The following is a 16,545-nucleotide window of genomic DNA, read 5'->3' as shown; positions in this document are numbered from 1 at the left end:
AGTATAGCGACGGGTTCAATACTGATTACGCAGCAAATATTGGGAGAAACAAAGGTTATGTTATCATCAGATCAGTTCCAAGAACGCATCTCAGGAGCAAAAAACCTAACACAGATTTACACAGTCCTGGATGAACTAAAATTATCTTATGATAAAATACATGTGGTCGGGGCTTGGGGCATAGGTAAAATTCTCTCTCATTGTGCACAAAGCATTCAGTATTCGATGGATGGTTATCCGGAAATGAAATCTGCATTCTTCCGAGGTACTGCTGGTTCTCTTGCATTTACTTTTTTTTCATTGCGTGGTAAGATGAGCCATGGATTGGAAGAACCTATCCCGGGAGCCACTGAACTAAACCCAAATGCAAATTATAGTGAAGGTAGTTTGGAACTCCAAAAAGCAATCGAAAGATTTTCCTTGGCAAAAGCAGAGGAGTTAAAACCACACTTTGCCTATGGGACTTTGGACAAGGAAGAGTATGAAAATGCTCACCTTTTCCATATCAAAAACCATTTGGAAAGAGTGAGCTTAGTTTCCTAATCAACGAAAGGTCTTTGTAATACGGTCAGCCATCTTGGAGATCGGAACAAGTTTGGAAATGGACATCATCACGATTTCATCCAATCCTTCGCTTTCGATCAAATTTTCTCCGCCTGAAAGTGCTAAATCGGAACTGATAAACACGACTGGAATAAAATGTGTGCCCCGTATGGCTTCCCATTCGTGTAAGAAAGAAATACCATCCATAATCGGCATCTCTTTATCCGTAATGATCAAACTTGGTTTGATGCGGCTCAAGTGATCCAAGGCCTCTTCACCATTTCTTGCTTCAATCACGATCCATTTTCTTCGCCTTAAATCTTCAGCAAGGCTTGATCGATAGGCATCCGAATCATCGACTAACAAAACGGATCTAAGATTTTTAGAAAATTGAATTTCAAAGGTAGAGCCTTTGCCTGGCTCACTGTGGATCTTGAGTTTGGCGAAATGAGCTTCTAAAATATTCAGACAGAGTTTTAAACCAAAACCGCTTCCGAGTTCTCCGTTTGTACCAGGCTGACTTTTGGGGTTGTCCTCGCCGAATATTTTGGCAATCGCATCTTCATCCATTCCAATCCCAGAATCTTTGATCTCAATCGAGATCCAATCACCTTTCATTCGCTCTGCGATTTCAATCTGCGAATGAGGATAAGAAAATTTAATCGCATTTGTGATAATATTTTTAAAAACTTCTTCTAACAATGCTCTATCTGCAATAATAGATGTTTCACTTTGTACATTGAGTATTAAAGTGATTTCCTTTACCGTTGCAATGGGATCCAATATGGACACAACATCTTGTAAAAGAGTCTTTAGGTCAAATTGTGACTGCTGTAATTTGATCCCTTCAGAATCAAAGCGACTAATATCTAGAAGTGATTTTAACATTCGAAGAGAGTTTTGTATCCCTTCTTTTGACATATTTAGGAATTTTAACTTTTCCTCATCAGAAGTAGTACTAAATTTAAATTGGAGGACATCTAAAATCTGACTAACACCAATTAATGGTGAGCGTAAATCATGAGACATCAAAGATACAAAGTTCGCCTTCCATCGATTGGCTTTTTGCAATTCTAGTGTTCTTTCTTTCACTTTATTTTCTAAATCTTCGTTACTTTTCATCAATTGCCTAGATGCAATCTCTTCTGATTTAAAAATTTGAAAAATTGATCGCGTTAAAATATAAGTTTGCGGAACCAAAAAGAATAGTAGATTGTAATAACCAAATCCTTGAAATCCACTTACATAATTTCCATTGTAAAGAGTGTCATAGATTGATCCTAAACTAATCAGAACTAAACTAAAGAGATAAAGTAGACTATCCTTCTTTCTTTGGATGACAGCGATTACAGTTAAAATCAAACCGAGAGCGATGAATCCTATCGACCAAAACTCAAAAAGATATGTCCACTCAGCCATCTGAGCTTTTGGACTAAATAAGGTTGTTAAGATATATAGGATCACATAAAGCTTTGTTACTTTTATTAAAATCTCATACTTATGATTTAAAAAAACATGAAAAAGAACTCTTGTGGCCATATAGATACTTATAGGCAAACCTATATTAGAGAGCCGCACTAAAAGCAACCAATAGCTATCGGAAAAAGTATTAAATAAAATTCTCCCTTCAGCGAGACTCAATATCATCACCAAGATTCCGAGATATAAAAATCCTAAATAGAATGAACCTCTTTCTGAGTTTCTTAAAATATACAAGAAGAAATGATAAAGGGATAAAAGACTCAAAAAAAGAATAATAATCCAATTTGCGACATATACATCTGAAACTTCCGAATAAATATTATCGATACGACCAAGATGGATTACTTCTTTCATGCCAGCAATTTTATGGCTATAGTTCGAGATATCGATCTGTAGACGAAGGTGTTTTCTGACGCCTCTAAGGGCAATCACCTTGGTGTGAAAGGATGGCTTATGTATGTTCTCATATTCGGAAACTATACCATTCTCATAAACCAATTCACCATCAACATACAAGCGATAGGCGGTATGTAAAACGGGGATCGAGAGCGCAAGAGTCTCTCGGTTGTCAGGTAACAAAACATTGAGTCGATAGGTAGCATAACCAAAGCTAGGGAGAGGTTTTCCCTCTTTTTTCAAGGAAGTCCAGTGGGTACCTGCTTGGACCAAAAACTTCTCTTTGGGATCGACCTCATTTGGATTCAAAAATTGTTTCCAAAAGAACCTCCATTCCCCTCTAAGCTCCAAATTTGAATTGGCAATGTACCAATTCTCAGCATTTAGCAATCCATCTTGCGCTAAAATTAAGGGTTTTCCATGATTACAGGAGGAAAGGTTGGCAAAGACCAAAAGCAGAAAAATCGCTTTGCATTGGGCAATCCGTTCCATAAGTTGAAAACCAAAAGTTTTAAAGTAGCTCACGTGGAACCCATTCGAATCGCCATATTAGAAGATCATTCCGTTGTTACAGAGGGAATCCTATCCGTTCTGAAAAACCAGCCTAAATTTCAGATTGTCGGACAGTTTCGTACTGGCAATGATTTACGCCAATTTCTTTCGGAAGAAAAGCCAGATTTCCTTTTGTTAGATATAGACCTACCGGATGCAAGTGGAATTGATCTTCTGAAAGAAGTAAAACAAATTTCTCCCAAAACGAAAGTGGCAATGTTTACTCTGCATGCTGGGCAAATGTATGTAGAAAATGCTCTAAAATCCAAGGCCGATGCCTATATTTTAAAATCGGATCCAATCGCAGATCTACCTCGAGTCATTGAATCCATCTTAGACGGGGAAATGTTTGTATCAAAAGGCATCAGCAATGTTGCTCTCCCTTTTTCTGCATTTCAGATAGAGATATTGAATTTGTTAGTTCAGGGACTCTCTCAAAATGAAGTGGCCGAAAAAATCAATAAATCCAGAAAAACAGTTGAATACCACTTGAACCAAATGCGCACCAAATTCGATTGTAAAAACAATAACGAATTGATTTCTAAATACCAAAAAGAAATGCAAAAATAGCAGAACTGTCATGAGTGTCTGATTCGGTAAAATATAATTATCTTTATGAAACATTTATATTTACTCAGGCATGCAAAATCGGATTGGGATGAAGCATACGAGTCTGATGAGGAGCGTAACCTCTCTGATCGTGGGAAAAAACAAACAAAAGCCCTTCGAAACTTTCTATTAGATTTTAAGTTCCAAATCGATCTAGCCTACGTATCTCCTGCCGTACGTACTGAGCGAACCTACCACGCACTCAGAAAAGATATGATTCGATTGCCAAAGCCAGAATTTAAACCTGCGATTTATGAAGCGGATGCAGAGGATCTTTTGTTTTTAGTCCATGGAGTTCCTGAATACGTACGATCTGTTCTAATTGTTGGCCATAATCCTGGTCTAGAAGAATTTGCAACTGGCTTACTCAGAGGAAATCCTGAACGGTCGCTCTTTTCAAAATTTCCTACTTCGGCACTCGTTGGTTTGCAGTTTGCCGCAAACACTTGGAAAGAAGTGGAGTGGGGAAAGGCGGCATTGACTTTATTTTGGATTCCAGGCCAATTGGGTAAGGAATGAAAGTTCTCTATTCAGAACAACAGATAAAATCGCGTGTCGAGGAGATAGGTAAAGAGATCGCTAGAGATTTTTTAGGTGAGCAATTACTCCTGTTAGGCGTCTTAAATGGCGGATTTATCTTTACTGCCGATCTTTGTAGATCAATTGCCATCCCACATGAAGTTGATTTCATTGGAGTCAGTTCATATGGGGACGGTACAAGTTCCTCGGGAAATGTACAATACACAAAAACTCCAAAAGAAAAAATCAGAGACCAAAACATAATCCTTGTGGAAGATATAGTCGATACGGGAAATACAATAGAATTTCTTTGGAATGCATTGAAACAATATAATCCAAAAGAGATTCGCATAGCTGCTCTCTTTTGGAAAAAGGAAAAAGCGAAAAAGACGATACCTGTCCACTACCCTGGTTTTGTGATTCAAGATGAGTTTGTGATAGGATACGGCTTAGACTATGCGGGAAAGTATAGAAATCTTCCGTATGTGGGAATCTACGAGTCTAATGAATTGCAATGAAAGATGCAATCCTCACACAAAAATTTGAAAATCTCAGGTTATTTCCAAAACTAAGACCAGAGCTTTTGAGTAAGGCCGAAGGTTATATACGAAAATCTGCTACAGCAGAATTACTTCGTGTTAATCCTTTGCGATTTGCCAAAGATCAGAATGTTTCTGAAGAGGAAAGTATCGATCTCTTTGTCCATGCAACGAAAGTGGGCCTTTTTGATTTTGCTTACAATCTACTTTGCCCGCTCTGTGGCGGTATCGTACACACTCATCATAAATTAGATGAGATCCAGAATAAAGAATTTCATTGTGTAGCCTGTAATGTCTCTATCCCAACTCTGTTAGATGACCAAGTTGAGGTTGCCTTTGAATTGCACCCTTCCCTTCGAGAGGAGGAAGTGAACCCTTTTGTCAATATTGATGCCTACTATCGCTATTACTTTTCTTCCAATTTTAATAAATCTTCACAATTGCTATCTTGGATACAAAGTACGGTTCGTGATTTTTTTCCATTGGAACCTGAAACAGAAAAAAAGGTAACAGTAACACTGAAAGCAGATGCTGAACAGGGAAAAGTTGTACAAATTGTATCTATTGATCGTAATGCCGCAGTCTTTTTTAGCGTTGACCCAAATGCCAACCCTGAGCCGGAAATACAAGTAGTGGATCTCCTAGACTCGGGTTTTTTACCAAAGACGAAATCCTTACCACCAGGGACTTACACATTTGAGATACACAATCGATCTCGCTGGCATGCTGGAATCCAAGTAATCACTCCAAATCCAGACCGATTGAACGAAATTTATACTGCATTTCCAACAAAGGTAGATCCTTTTTTGACTGCAAAGGTACTATTGAACAACCAATCCTTTCGCGAACTCTTCAGAATCCACAAATTGTCACCCGACCTCAATTTAAATGTAAAATCACTTACCATTATGTTTACCGACCTTAGAGGCTCTACAGAGATGTATGACAAAGCCGGTGATCTCTTTGCTTATAAATTAGTACAAGAGCATTTTAGAATATTAACAGATACTGTTAGAGAGTTCAAGGGTGCCATTGTAAAAACAATGGGAGATGCTATCATGGCTACATTTTCTTCACCTCTGGATGGGCTAATGGCATCTGCTGAAATGTTACAAAAAATTGATAAAATGAATGATTCTTGGAAACAGGAAGGCCATGAAATCGGCCTAAAAGTTGGTTTGAATGAAGGACCAGCTCTTGCCGTGATCAACGACGAGAGATTGGATTATTTTGGACAATCGGTGAACATTGCAGCAAGGGTGCAAGGATTGGCAAGCTCAGGGGAAATATGGATTTCAGAATCGGTCTGGAATGCGCCAGGTAGCCAAGACCAAATCCAAGAAAAGGGATTTACGATAGAAAAACACAGTGCCCGATTAAAAGGAGTTGGTGTACCGACCACTGTGTTCAAACTTTCGAATGCTACTTCGGTTGCTCCACAGTAGCATTGACCTCTACTTCCGGTAGACTAGCTCTTAGATAACCAGATTTTAAAATCAGAGCCTGCCCTTGTTCACCAGTGATGAAAGTTATGAACTCGTCGATCTTTCCGCCCTGATCTGTTTTATAAACGACAAACAATTCTCTAGACAGTCTGTACTTTCTTTCATATACATTTTTAATAGATGGTGTCACATAGGGATCATTGGGTCGTTTTGCGTACTCTAAAGATTTTAATTTGTCTTTGTTGTCAATCACTGCGCTCCCCATACCCATATAACCAACAGCATTGGGGTTCTCACTGATAAACTTAGCCATCTCTGCATTGTCTTTAACGATCTTTGCTGTTGGACTAAAATTTCTTGATTTGTGTTTTTCAAAATCTGCAGGTGATAAATCTTTTTGGCGGAGAATATGATTCTCTATGTAGTCTTGCGTACCCGATTTGTCATTGCGAATGACTAACTGTATCGGAGCATCAGAACCTCCCACCTCTTTCCAATTCTTTGCTGTTCCGGAAAGTATATCGGAGATTTGGCTCAGATGCAATTTAGCGACTGGATTGGAAGGGTTTACAACAATGGCGACTCCATCGTAGGCAACACGAACTTTGTCTAAATTACCGGTCTTGCGTAAATCATCAAACTCTGCTTGGTTCAGATCTCGAGAGGAGATCGCTAAATCTATCTCGCCTTTTCGCAGGCGATCGATCCCAGATTCTGAGCCACCACCTTCAACCGTAACTTTGATAGAGGAATGGCTCTCTTCATACTCGGCTGCTAAATACCGAAACATGGAATTCATAGTCTCTGATCCAGCAATCTTTAAGGATTCTTTTTCTTTGCAGGAAAAAAGGAAGGTTGTCACACAAATGTAAAACAGGATTTGAAGGTGTCTCATGTTACCAATCGGAATGCCTTGTTCCAAAAGAGACGTCAATCTGAAAAAAAAACCCGTTCATTTTTTAACAAATTATTATCTTTTCGGATTTTACCCCGATGATGAGAAGGTGAAGAGATTTCTTTTTTTTAGTCTATTGTTATCCTTCTCCTGTTTGTTTGCGAGCGACTCCCCTAGTTTTTTGTTTCGTTGGAAATGGAATGAGGGACAAGTTCTTGAACTGAATGAATACCACGATGTCATCTTTCGTATGGGAAACCGGAGCATAGCTCGTGAGGATAGAAATCGCGTCTTATTAAAAACGCTTCGATGTGACAACAATGCTTGTGATGTATTTTCTTTCTTCGATACATACATTCGTTATGGAAAAACTGAGGGTCCTTTCCAAAAAGATAAGGCCTTCGAATCAAAATTTACGATTTTTAGAAATGGGAAATATGTTGTGCCTGATGAATACATCATGCCAAACCTTCGGAGTTTCCCAACCTTTCCAGATGCACCCATCCAAACGGGTGATAGCTGGAAATTACCAGCAGAGGAGTCTTTCGATTTTAACGGAGAAAGAATTAAGGTAAAGGTCGAACCGGAGTATATGTTGCTTGGGAGAAGTCGTTGGCAATTCCAAAATAACTCTGGGAATGCAGAAAAAATCACCTACACCTATCCTATTTTTTACGATGCACGTGAGGAAAGGAAAACACGAGGACAGGCACCAGTAAAAATATTTGGTTTTGCAAGAGGGTCTGTTTTTTTCAACGTTGAAAAAGGACTTCCTGAATATAAAGAGGTAAAACTTTCGTATACCTTCATCCTTGCGGACGGGACTATCCAAGAAGCAAACTATGATATCAAAGGGATCTACCAATACAGAAAAAGTTTAAATCCCCTTGAAAAAGAAAAAGTCACTGCAGACGTTTTAAAAGATCTAATCGTGTCAGGTGACACACCGGGGAAAGACAAAGAAACACCTGTTACTGTGAGACAAACAGAGGAAGGTGTCACCTTCTCTTTGGATTCGATATTGTTTGATTTTAATGAATCAAAACTTAAGGAAGAAGCAGAAGAAGCTGTAAAAAAGATTGCATCCATTTTAAAAAAATACCCTGATCGAGAAATCAGAGTTTCTGGTCATACAGATAATATCGGAAAAAAAGAATACAATGAAAGGCTTTCCGAAGAAAGAGCAAAATCAGTCCTAAAAGAACTTGTGCAAAAACATGGAATGGATGAGAGCAAAATTTCGTTTAAGGGATATGCTGATACTCAACCAATAGTGAGCAATGATTCAGAGGAAAATCGCGCAAAAAACCGTCGCGTTGATATCACAATCATATTAGATTAAAAGCTATCCTATATGTAAATCCAAACCAACTGAATAAGGAGGAACGATTGGTTCACTTAAATTTCTTCCTCTTTCAACTAAAGTTTCCATAGAATTTCGTATATCAGTCATTAGATGAGAAATTCCTTCTCGTTTATTGCTTTGGTAGGTTTTGAGATATTCATTCAAGGAAAAGGACGGTGCAAGAAGAACTTCGGCTTTCCTTGCTCTATCTCCAGATTTGCCAAATACATGTTTTTCGAAGCTACCTATCCATTCCATCAAACGTTCTGCACTCGGAAATTGGATTAAATTCTTTGGTTTTGTAATGATAAAGGTATAAGCTGTGTCTACCAATTGTCTTGCCCGACGGATGTTTTGGGGTGTTAAACCCTTCTCTTTTGCAAACTGAAAATCAGTATCTAAATGATCTAAAACAGCAAGCAACTGACGTATTTTATCTATAGCATGGTCTGTATCTTTAAATTTTATGTTGAGGATATTTCCTGCCTGGTTCAATGCAGTGTGCCGAGCTCTACCTAAACGATAGTCAAAATCCTTACCTTCGATTTCTGATTTTGGAACACCTAACTCAAATTCCGTTTCTTCTAAGAGAACTCTTCCTATTGTCAAAAACCTTCGCAGTATGGTGCGACCTCCAGGAAATAGTCTCAGTTTCCTTTCGATTCTCTGAAGTGAATTCTCAATCTCTCTGAGGATCGATTCTTTACTTCCCGAGATTAGGTACTTCACGAAAGCTGGTTGTACGATTAGCTCAGCACTTGGGTCTTTTTTTAGAGCATCTTCTAAACCGCCAAAGGCAATCTGTGCAACTCCAGGAAGAAAGGATGCGAGATTGTCATTCTCACCCGACATGATCCCTTCTGGATAGAGAACGAGTTTTCCAGCTGGCTCCGATAAAATCTTTCTAGCCATTTTGATGGCATCTCTGTCGGCACTTCCAGTAATGATGGAGAATGCCCCCACACGTTTGATCAATTCGCCAATCACTCCAAACCCTAAATTGAAAAGACTCCTGGATGCCATAAAATGAAAACGTGATCCCATTTCATTCGCCACATAATAAGCGATAGCTGGTTCAAGATTTGTTGGATAGTTTGATAGATAAAGTAGTCTTTTATTTTTTAATCCTGATATCAAATGTTGGTCATCTTTGTGAATTTGGATGCTATCTAAATTAAATAATAGTTTTGCAATGAAGGGAAAGCTCAGATCAAGTGTCCAGGCAAAGGGTAAATCAAAAGCGGGCGGGATAAAAGATGCTTTCATAAACTTTGGTCTATACATTCGACCGTTGGACTTGGAGTTAAAGCATTTTTTTACTCGTGTATGTAACCCCAAGTTGAAAGAATCTTTTTGACCTCTTTGCCCATCTCTTGTTGTGAACTCGATTCAGCTCCTCCACTAAAGGAACCATCATTATAGACCCAAGGCAAATGACTGCTCTCCCAGCCCAAAGGAGTCGCGTCTGAAAGAATAAATTCTTTAGGGATGGTACTGGGAAGGTTCAAGCCCTCAATCCCCCACCTTCCTGTCCGATAGTTCCAGAATCTACCATTGCGATAGCATTGGATCCTAGTCTCAAATTCTGGATTTACAGTCTCTATCGTAATATCGATGGGATTTTTTTTTGTCACTATCTCCATTTGCAAATTCTTTGCAGATGAGGACAAAAACTTTACATCTGCAGAACTTTCGTACTGGTAGATAGAGCCTAAGACATTTACGATCACTCTATCTTTGCAGGCATCATCTTCACAGGCTGGAATTTTGATTTTGATTCGATTCCTATTTAAAAATCTGGAATCCAGAAATTCGCTTCTGGCTTTAACTAACAATGGATGACTCTCATCTATTGGAACTAAATTTGTTTTTTCTTCCGGATCCTTTACTAAATCGTATAACTCTTCCATCATAAAATGAGGTTCGCCTGCTACCGTTCGCCTTACGGTTGTAAAACCAGGATATCGACGGATATATTTGTAGCTTGCTGTGCGCATAGATTCTGACATACGGCCTTCCGTATAAATTGTATTTTCTTTTGGGCAAGGTTCATCATTTAAAATACATTCAGAAAAGTTTATACCTTTAAAATCATATATATCTTGTTTGATCCCCAAAAGGCCAAGAACGGTCGGAAGGATTGAAAGTAAAGATACTTGTCCAGGGATGAATCTTTTTTTTGGAACCAAATCATTAGGCAATTTGATAAAATAAGGCACGTTGATTTCTTCATCATAGTGGGTCTCACCATGTCCAAACCGAGTTTGCATTATGAAATGATAGCTATAATCATGGTGAGGGCTAAATAACTCCCCATGATCTCCCGTGAGAATGATTAAACTTTTTTCATACAATCCCAATTCTTTCAATTTTGAGAAGAGTCGATTGACTTCTCGGTCCGTATAGTGTAATTCCCCCATATAACGCTGCACTGGTGATTCAAATCGATAAAATTCTTGAGAGGGAATCAGCTCCCGAACCGCTTTCATATGTTCAGGAGGTGGTGAATACGAGGCATGAGGTGTATTGAGATTAAAATGTAAAAAGAAGCTTTTTTCCTTATTTTGTTCTACAAATTGTATGGCTTGGTTTGTTAATACTTCTGTATCCAATATATCCATTCCGACCTGAAAAGAGTCGTGAAACCCTAAATCAACTCCTACAGTGGTATAATCCAGGAAAAAGACATTGTTCATAATAGTCTGGCTTACATAAGAATTTTTTCGCATAATATTTGCTAAATTATATCTAGGTTTTCCATAATAAACAACCCTTTGGTATGGTTTTGTTGTAAACCATGAGTTGCCCAAACCTAAATTAGAGGAGTATTCAGAATGGAAAAAAGACATCATGGATGGCTTTGTCCAATTCCCATTTGAAAAAGGATTTTCGAAGACAACAGACTCTTTTGCAAAGGCATCCATGTTTGGTGTTATGGGGTATGGGAATCCATAGGTCTGAAAAAAGTCCTTTCTGGCACTGTCCAAAACGATGAAAATCACATTGTATTTTGTCTCCGCATTCGTTTTGAGTAACAGTGGCCTACCTAAAAATAAGTGGTCAGAGTTGCTTTTCCAAATCAATTTGATCCGTTTGGAAATCTTGAGAGGTTTTGAAAGACGATTCCAGGATTCTACCATCTGGTCCTTACAGTCCCTCTTTTCTAATACTATACCATCTACTTCAATGGCCAATTCACCTTCAGAATTTTTTTGATTGGGATTGCCTTTTAACAATCCATAATAGGCTTCGAAGGTATATTGACCTTCCTTAATCTCAAACTCATAACTTGTATTTGGTGGAAAATAAATCGCATCTAGAGAGTGGTTGATAAATAGTTCTTTATCTGTATTGAAAGTGATTTGGGTATTTTGCCATTTGCGTTTAGTTGGTAGCGAGGTCTGTCTACCTGGGTTTTTTTTCCAATGGTAAACTAAAGGATCGTTTGCAACAAACTGTCCTTGGAAAGAAGTTGTTTCTTTTTCCAAGTCCAAAACCAAATCATAGGCAATGGAGAGACTTTCCTCTTTCTCTTTACATCCTGCAAAGAGCAAACAAAAGAGAATGGCAAGGATACCAATTTTGGCATTCAGATGGGAACCGGAAAAGTAATCCATTTTAGCCTAAGCTAAATTGCCAGGCCTCATTGGCAAGTCCCGTTGTATTCCAGCGGTCCTGCACTAACGAAAGTATCAGATCCAGGCCTTGCATTCCCAAAGGCATCGGTAGTCGGATTGGCAAGTGTGTTGGCAATTCTAGTAGCGGAACAGGGTGATGCCGATGTGAAGTATCGGTATAGCATTCCATAAGAAGTACTCAGTGCGGCCAATACCGGATCAACATAGACATTCAAAGTAGACGGAGTAGAGATATTGGTCGTGGCACAAGCCCCATCGCTCACAACACCTCCTGCACAAATGGAGTTTGCTTGGATGCTTGGAAATCTGACGAGGATGGGGCAACCAAAGAAAACATTTCCTCTCAGTGTTGTTAAATTTGTATTTTCGGTAGTGCCTTTGTGGTCCAAACAAATCCGAGTACTCGCACCTACCTGCGTATACAAAATATTGTTTTGGATATCGCCGAAACGAGAAGCGGTAGACTCATAGTGCAATGGCGCGGAAATATCTTCTGCTGTTCCTGAATAAAGAGTATTGTAGTATACCCCTGTGAGTATTGTGTTGTTACTAAGTGTCACTCCATACGACTGTGCCGTATTTGCTGATATAGCCACAGAACTTGAGCCACCATCGACCATGTTATTAAATATGGAAACTGGAGTATTATTTACTTGGTTTAAGAACATACCGGCGGTGTAGGCATTGCTTGAACCTGTGTTTGATGACTGTCCTGCGGATATATGATTTCGGACCAAATTGCTTCCAGATCCTAAATTTGTGAAAAAGACACCATAACTTGCACAAGCGGAACCACCACTACAGGTGCTCGTACCTCCGTAAATACGATTTCCATTTAGAGCCACCACACCTGAACCGACAAAGATCCCATAACTAATTCCCGTTGTGGATGAGCTTACATTTCCGCCATGCACTGAGTTTGAGAAAAAATTTCCACTTTGGTTCGATCGAATGCCGTAAGTGGATGAGCTGGCCACCCCTCCATAAATGGAATTTCCTGTCCGAGAGACATCATCACCAATAAACAATGGCAAGGTGGTAGTATTCAGATACACACCCATGGACGTTTCCGCTGATCCACCATTGATTTGGTTGCCATATACTTTCCCTGTAGTCGTGTTGCTGCCTACATAAAAACCAGCACTTTCGGAACTGGCAACAGAGGTTGTGATCGAACCCCCTGTGAAGGTATTGAATCGAATTGCGGTGAGGTCTGTATTGTTTCCTGTAGGCATATAAAATGCGTACGATTTGCACCCGATTGTGGAACAAGTTCCGCCAGTGATTGTACTCAATTGGACAAAAGGAAAGAGAGAAGCTGTCGTGGCAAAATAGGCAACACCTGCTGTCACACAGTTGCCTGCTGTACAGGAACCACCCGTTACCGTATTTTGGGTAAATGCACCTTGAGTAGTATCGGCTATTGAACTTCCTCCGAAGTTAAAGAGGAGAACAGCAGCAGAGGCTGTAGCAGCACCACCCACGATGGTATTGTTGGAAATGATGGGCCTTCCTCCAGCAACAGCAATCCCAACGGTCTCAGAAGAATGGCTCGCTCCCTCTATCCGAAAGCCATCAATAAACGTAATATTGGTAACAGTATTCGGGACTAAAATGGTTCGGCAGGCAGTATTTGGAAAGGTGGCACCTGTGCAGGATGCGGGAGGGCTCGTGTTTCTAACTATGGTTTGTCTAGCCCCAGCATTCCTCGTTGCAAAAGAGGAACCAGCAGTATAACCGCCATATAACGAAATGCCATTTACAACTGTAATGAAATCTTGGCCAAAATCATTGGCTTCATAGGTTCCATCTTCCACATATACAACGCAAGGTGGTGTTCCACAGGCACCCAAGACTGCAATGCCTCTTTGGATCGTCCGTACGGAAGTTGCGGGCGTAGTTCCTGCATTGACATCATTGCCAGAAGCTTGGCTTACATAAGATACTGTTGATGGGATGACAAATCGGAATGTATAGGTCCCGGCTGCTAATGCATTGCCCGCAGCGCTCGTACAATTGATTTGTTGCACAACCGAAGCTGGATTCCAAGTTGTGGATGTGGAAAGGACTAAGGTATCATTGGTGATATTGATCGTAGAAACGGCAAAAGATTGAGTCCCGCCTGTTGTGAGATTTCCTGTTCCTAATGAGCAGCTAACTATAGTTATTGGTGCAGAAAACTGAAAAACTATATTTTGGTTCGGTTGGAGTACGGAAAGATTGGCTGGGCTTGTCGCAAGCAAAGTAAAACAGTTCACCGTAATGTTTACATCTGCTGCTGCGATCGTTCCTGTATTCCCAGTTAGAGCACAGGTATGCCCACTTGGCGCAGAGGTCACAAGGACTGAGTATGTAGATCCTATATTGACATCTGTCGGAAAGACAAAGCTACCATTCCCACCTATGACAAGGTTGTCAGATGCGTTATTTGTTAAAGTGAGGGAACCAGAAGCTATCCCCGAAACAGTAGCACGGATCGCATAACCGGTCGTCGTACATGTGATGGAGATGTTTGTCACATTGCTCGACGGCATTGTACCTTGCCCGTTTGTAATCACACAAGATTGGGAGGGATGGATGGGGGCAGTGGCAACTGTAACGGAATAGGCTGTTCCGGCAGCGTAAGCGGTTGTGAAGGAAAAGCTTCCGTTTGCGCTGATAGTTTGGCGGTCATTGCCATTTGCCAATGTCAGTCCAGAACCAAGGAGCCCTGAAATGGTGCCACTCAAAGCATACAAAGCTGAACCACAATTCACCAAGACCGAGCGCACTTCACCAGAGACATAGGTCCCCGATCCTCCCGTCACGACACAATTTTGTATTGGGGAATTGGGTTGTGTTTTGACAGTGACTTCGTAAGTTTCCGATGCTCTGAGGGTACGGGTAAAGGAATACTCTCCATCTGCGGAAACGCTTAGGTCTTCAGCCCCGTTCAAAGAGAGAACCAGTCCAGAACCTAAAACGGATGTGACAGAGACAAAGACTTTCCCATTGCCGCCTTGGGCCCTAGCAAAACTTAAAAGCTCAACTAAACTGCGTTCTACCTGGGGTAGGCAAGAGCTGAAAGCCAGCATCATCAGTAGGGAAACACATCGCTTACAAACCTTCTGAATTGACATAATCTTTAGAATCCGCTCACTCAATATGTACAACAATTAAGAGCCTTATTTTTGTCCAGAGAATCCAAACCGTTCAGGAGAAACGACGAGCTCTCTGGAAAAGTTCTTTCTTTTTCCCTTTCTGTTCACGAGCCTAGCATTCTATGAGCAATTGGGAATCCGCATACAATCGGGAAGAGTCCAACTTCCAAAGCAAAGATGGCAGCAAAATTTACTACCAGGTATACAGACCAAAGTCTGGAGCCAAAAAAGCCATGGTCGTCCACCACGGATTTGGCGAGCATGGGGGCCGATACACAAACTTATTGGAAGCCCTTTCCTCAAAAAACTATGCCGTTTACCTAATCGATGCAAGGGGGCATGGTAAGTCCGATGGCCGTAGAGGCGTTGTGAATCACATCTCCGATTTTTTTACTGACTTAAAACAATTAATCGAAATCGCCAAACAAAAAGAAGGCGTAAAGAAAGTTACTCTTCTTGGCCATTCCATGGGCGCGGCGATCACCTTTCTCTATACAGGCACCGACAACTACCAAGATGATTTAGATGCGCTTGTGACAAGTGCACTCCCGATCAAAGTACAAACTGATTTTGTTATGGATGTCAAAAAAGCTATGGGCGGATTCTTAGCAAAGGTCCTTCCAACTCTTACCATTCCTGCTGGATTGGATGTCAATATGCTCTCTCATGACAAATCTGTTGTAGAAGCCTATGTAAAAGATCCTTTGGTTCACGGAAATGTCTCCACTTACCTTGGCGATTTTTTACTCAATTGTTATGAACTCGCTTTGAATACTGCAACCAGAATCAAACTTCCCATCTATATGTTCCATGGAAAGGAAGACCAAATTGCGATATCAACTGGAACCATTGATGCTTTCGAAAGGTTAGCATCTACAGACAAAACTTTGAAATTATTTGATGGATTGTACCATGAAACCATGAACGAGGTCCCTAAAGAACGAGCGATCGTCTTGAAAGAGTTAGTTGCATGGCTCGATAAACACTAAGGAGAAAAGCCAATGGCTGTTACAAAAGATATCGTTGGAAAAAAACTAGATCGTTTTGATTTCACCGTAGAACGCGGAAAGATCAAAGAATTTTGTTTAGCGATCAACGAAAAAAATCCCATTTACTTTGACATTGAAGAAGCAAAAAAAGCAGGTTACTCTGATGTTCCTGCTCCACCTACCTTTCCCACTGTCATTATGTTTTGGGGATATCCAAAAATTTGGAACGATATGGCGGAGCTTGGGATCGACCTTTCCAAAATCCTCCATTTGAAAGAAGAGTATACTTACCACAAAGTTTTGTATCCGGGCAAAGTGTACGCACAATCTGAAATATCCGATGTCAAAACGGGTCGAGCAGAAATCGTTACTTTCAAAACTACGATATACGATGAAAAAAATGATCCTATTCTCTCTGCTGAGATGGCGATTTTCATTCGTAAAGACTAATCA

General features: G+C 40.2%; 13 protein-coding genes. 8 read left to right on the top strand and 5 right to left on the bottom strand.

Going from position 1 to position 16,545, the window contains the following annotated elements; all coding sequences use genetic code 11:
* Positions 1–57 precede the first annotated feature (57 nt).
* Positions 58–543, top strand: coding sequence for a DUF1569 domain-containing protein (locus DI060_RS16120; protein WP_167837028.1), 486 nt, complete (start codon positions 58–60; stop codon positions 541–543).
* Here the strand turns inward: DI060_RS16120 and DI060_RS16115 are convergent, their stop codons facing one another.
* The gene (locus DI060_RS16115; protein WP_209452059.1) at positions 544–2,730 is read right to left on the bottom strand and encodes a hybrid sensor histidine kinase/response regulator; all 2,187 of its coding nucleotides are present in this window, start codon (positions 2,728–2,730) and stop codon (positions 544–546) included.
* A gap of 111 nt (positions 2,731–2,841) precedes the next feature.
* On the opposite strand from DI060_RS16115, the gene DI060_RS16110 reads away from it, so the two are divergent.
* From DI060_RS16110 to DI060_RS16095, 4 genes are read left to right on the top strand one after another with little or no spacing between them, the layout of a single operon-like run.
* Positions 2,842–3,543, top strand: coding sequence for a response regulator transcription factor (locus DI060_RS16110; protein WP_244594454.1), 702 nt, complete (start codon positions 2,842–2,844; stop codon positions 3,541–3,543).
* A gap of 45 nt (positions 3,544–3,588) precedes the next feature.
* Positions 3,589–4,101: a SixA phosphatase family protein gene (locus tag DI060_RS16105; protein ID WP_108977941.1), complete on the top strand. Its 513-nt coding sequence runs from the start codon at positions 3,589–3,591 to the stop codon at positions 4,099–4,101.
* Complete coding sequence (hpt, locus tag DI060_RS16100) at positions 4,098–4,619, top strand: hypoxanthine phosphoribosyltransferase (RefSeq protein ID WP_108977940.1); 522 nt, start codon at positions 4,098–4,100, stop codon at positions 4,617–4,619. The genes DI060_RS16105 and hpt overlap by 4 nt, the downstream gene beginning before the upstream one ends.
* Positions 4,616–6,085, top strand: coding sequence for an adenylate/guanylate cyclase domain-containing protein (locus tag DI060_RS16095; protein WP_108977939.1), 1,470 nt, complete (start codon positions 4,616–4,618; stop codon positions 6,083–6,085). Before hpt ends, DI060_RS16095 begins: the two co-directional genes overlap by 4 nt.
* Here the strand turns inward: DI060_RS16095 and DI060_RS16090 are convergent.
* On the bottom strand, positions 6,063–6,980 hold the full coding sequence (locus DI060_RS16090; protein ID WP_108977938.1) for a phosphate ABC transporter substrate-binding protein: 918 nt from the start codon (positions 6,978–6,980) through the stop codon (positions 6,063–6,065). The genes DI060_RS16095 and DI060_RS16090 overlap by 23 nt on opposite strands.
* Between DI060_RS16090 and DI060_RS16085 the strand changes: the two genes are divergently transcribed.
* Positions 6,979–8,322, top strand: coding sequence for an OmpA family protein (locus DI060_RS16085; protein WP_244594453.1), 1,344 nt, complete (start codon positions 6,979–6,981; stop codon positions 8,320–8,322). The genes DI060_RS16090 and DI060_RS16085 overlap by 2 nt on opposite strands.
* A gap of 3 nt (positions 8,323–8,325) precedes the next feature.
* On the opposite strand, the gene DI060_RS16080 is transcribed toward DI060_RS16085, so the two are convergent.
* Genes DI060_RS16080 through DI060_RS16070 form a run of 3 tightly spaced genes read right to left on the bottom strand, consistent with a single transcriptional unit; the run spans position 8,326 to position 15,082 of the window.
* Positions 8,326–9,591 carry a lysophospholipid acyltransferase family protein gene (locus DI060_RS16080; RefSeq protein WP_108977937.1) on the bottom strand — a complete coding sequence of 422 codons (1,266 nt, stop codon included), beginning with the start codon at positions 9,589–9,591 and terminating at the stop codon, positions 8,326–8,328.
* 50 nt (positions 9,592–9,641) lie between these two features.
* Positions 9,642–11,942, bottom strand: a complete 2,301-nt coding sequence (locus DI060_RS16075; RefSeq protein WP_108977936.1) for a sulfatase — start codon at positions 11,940–11,942, stop codon at positions 9,642–9,644.
* 26 nt (positions 11,943–11,968) lie between these two features.
* Positions 11,969–15,082 carry a beta strand repeat-containing protein gene (locus DI060_RS16070; protein ID WP_135355077.1) on the bottom strand — a complete coding sequence of 1,038 codons (3,114 nt, stop codon included), beginning with the start codon at positions 15,080–15,082 and terminating at the stop codon, positions 11,969–11,971.
* A 143-nt stretch (positions 15,083–15,225) separates the two neighbouring features.
* Here DI060_RS16070 and DI060_RS16065 point away from each other — a divergent pair, with 143 nt between their 5' ends.
* Both DI060_RS16065 and DI060_RS16060 read left to right on the top strand, forming a co-directional pair.
* Positions 15,226–16,092 carry an alpha/beta hydrolase gene (locus tag DI060_RS16065; RefSeq protein ID WP_108977934.1) on the top strand — a complete coding sequence of 289 codons (867 nt, stop codon included), beginning with the start codon at positions 15,226–15,228 and terminating at the stop codon, positions 16,090–16,092.
* A gap of 12 nt (positions 16,093–16,104) precedes the next feature.
* Positions 16,105–16,542, top strand: coding sequence for an FAS1-like dehydratase domain-containing protein (locus DI060_RS16060; RefSeq protein WP_108977933.1), 438 nt, complete (start codon positions 16,105–16,107; stop codon positions 16,540–16,542).
* Positions 16,543–16,545 lie beyond the last annotated feature (3 nt).

The organism is Leptospira ryugenii (assembly GCF_003114855.1).
Classification (GTDB): Bacteria; Spirochaetota; Leptospiria; order Leptospirales; family Leptospiraceae; genus Leptospira_A; species Leptospira_A ryugenii.
Note: the sequence above shows the minus strand (reverse complement) of the source record. Positions and strands in the feature narration are given on the sequence as shown.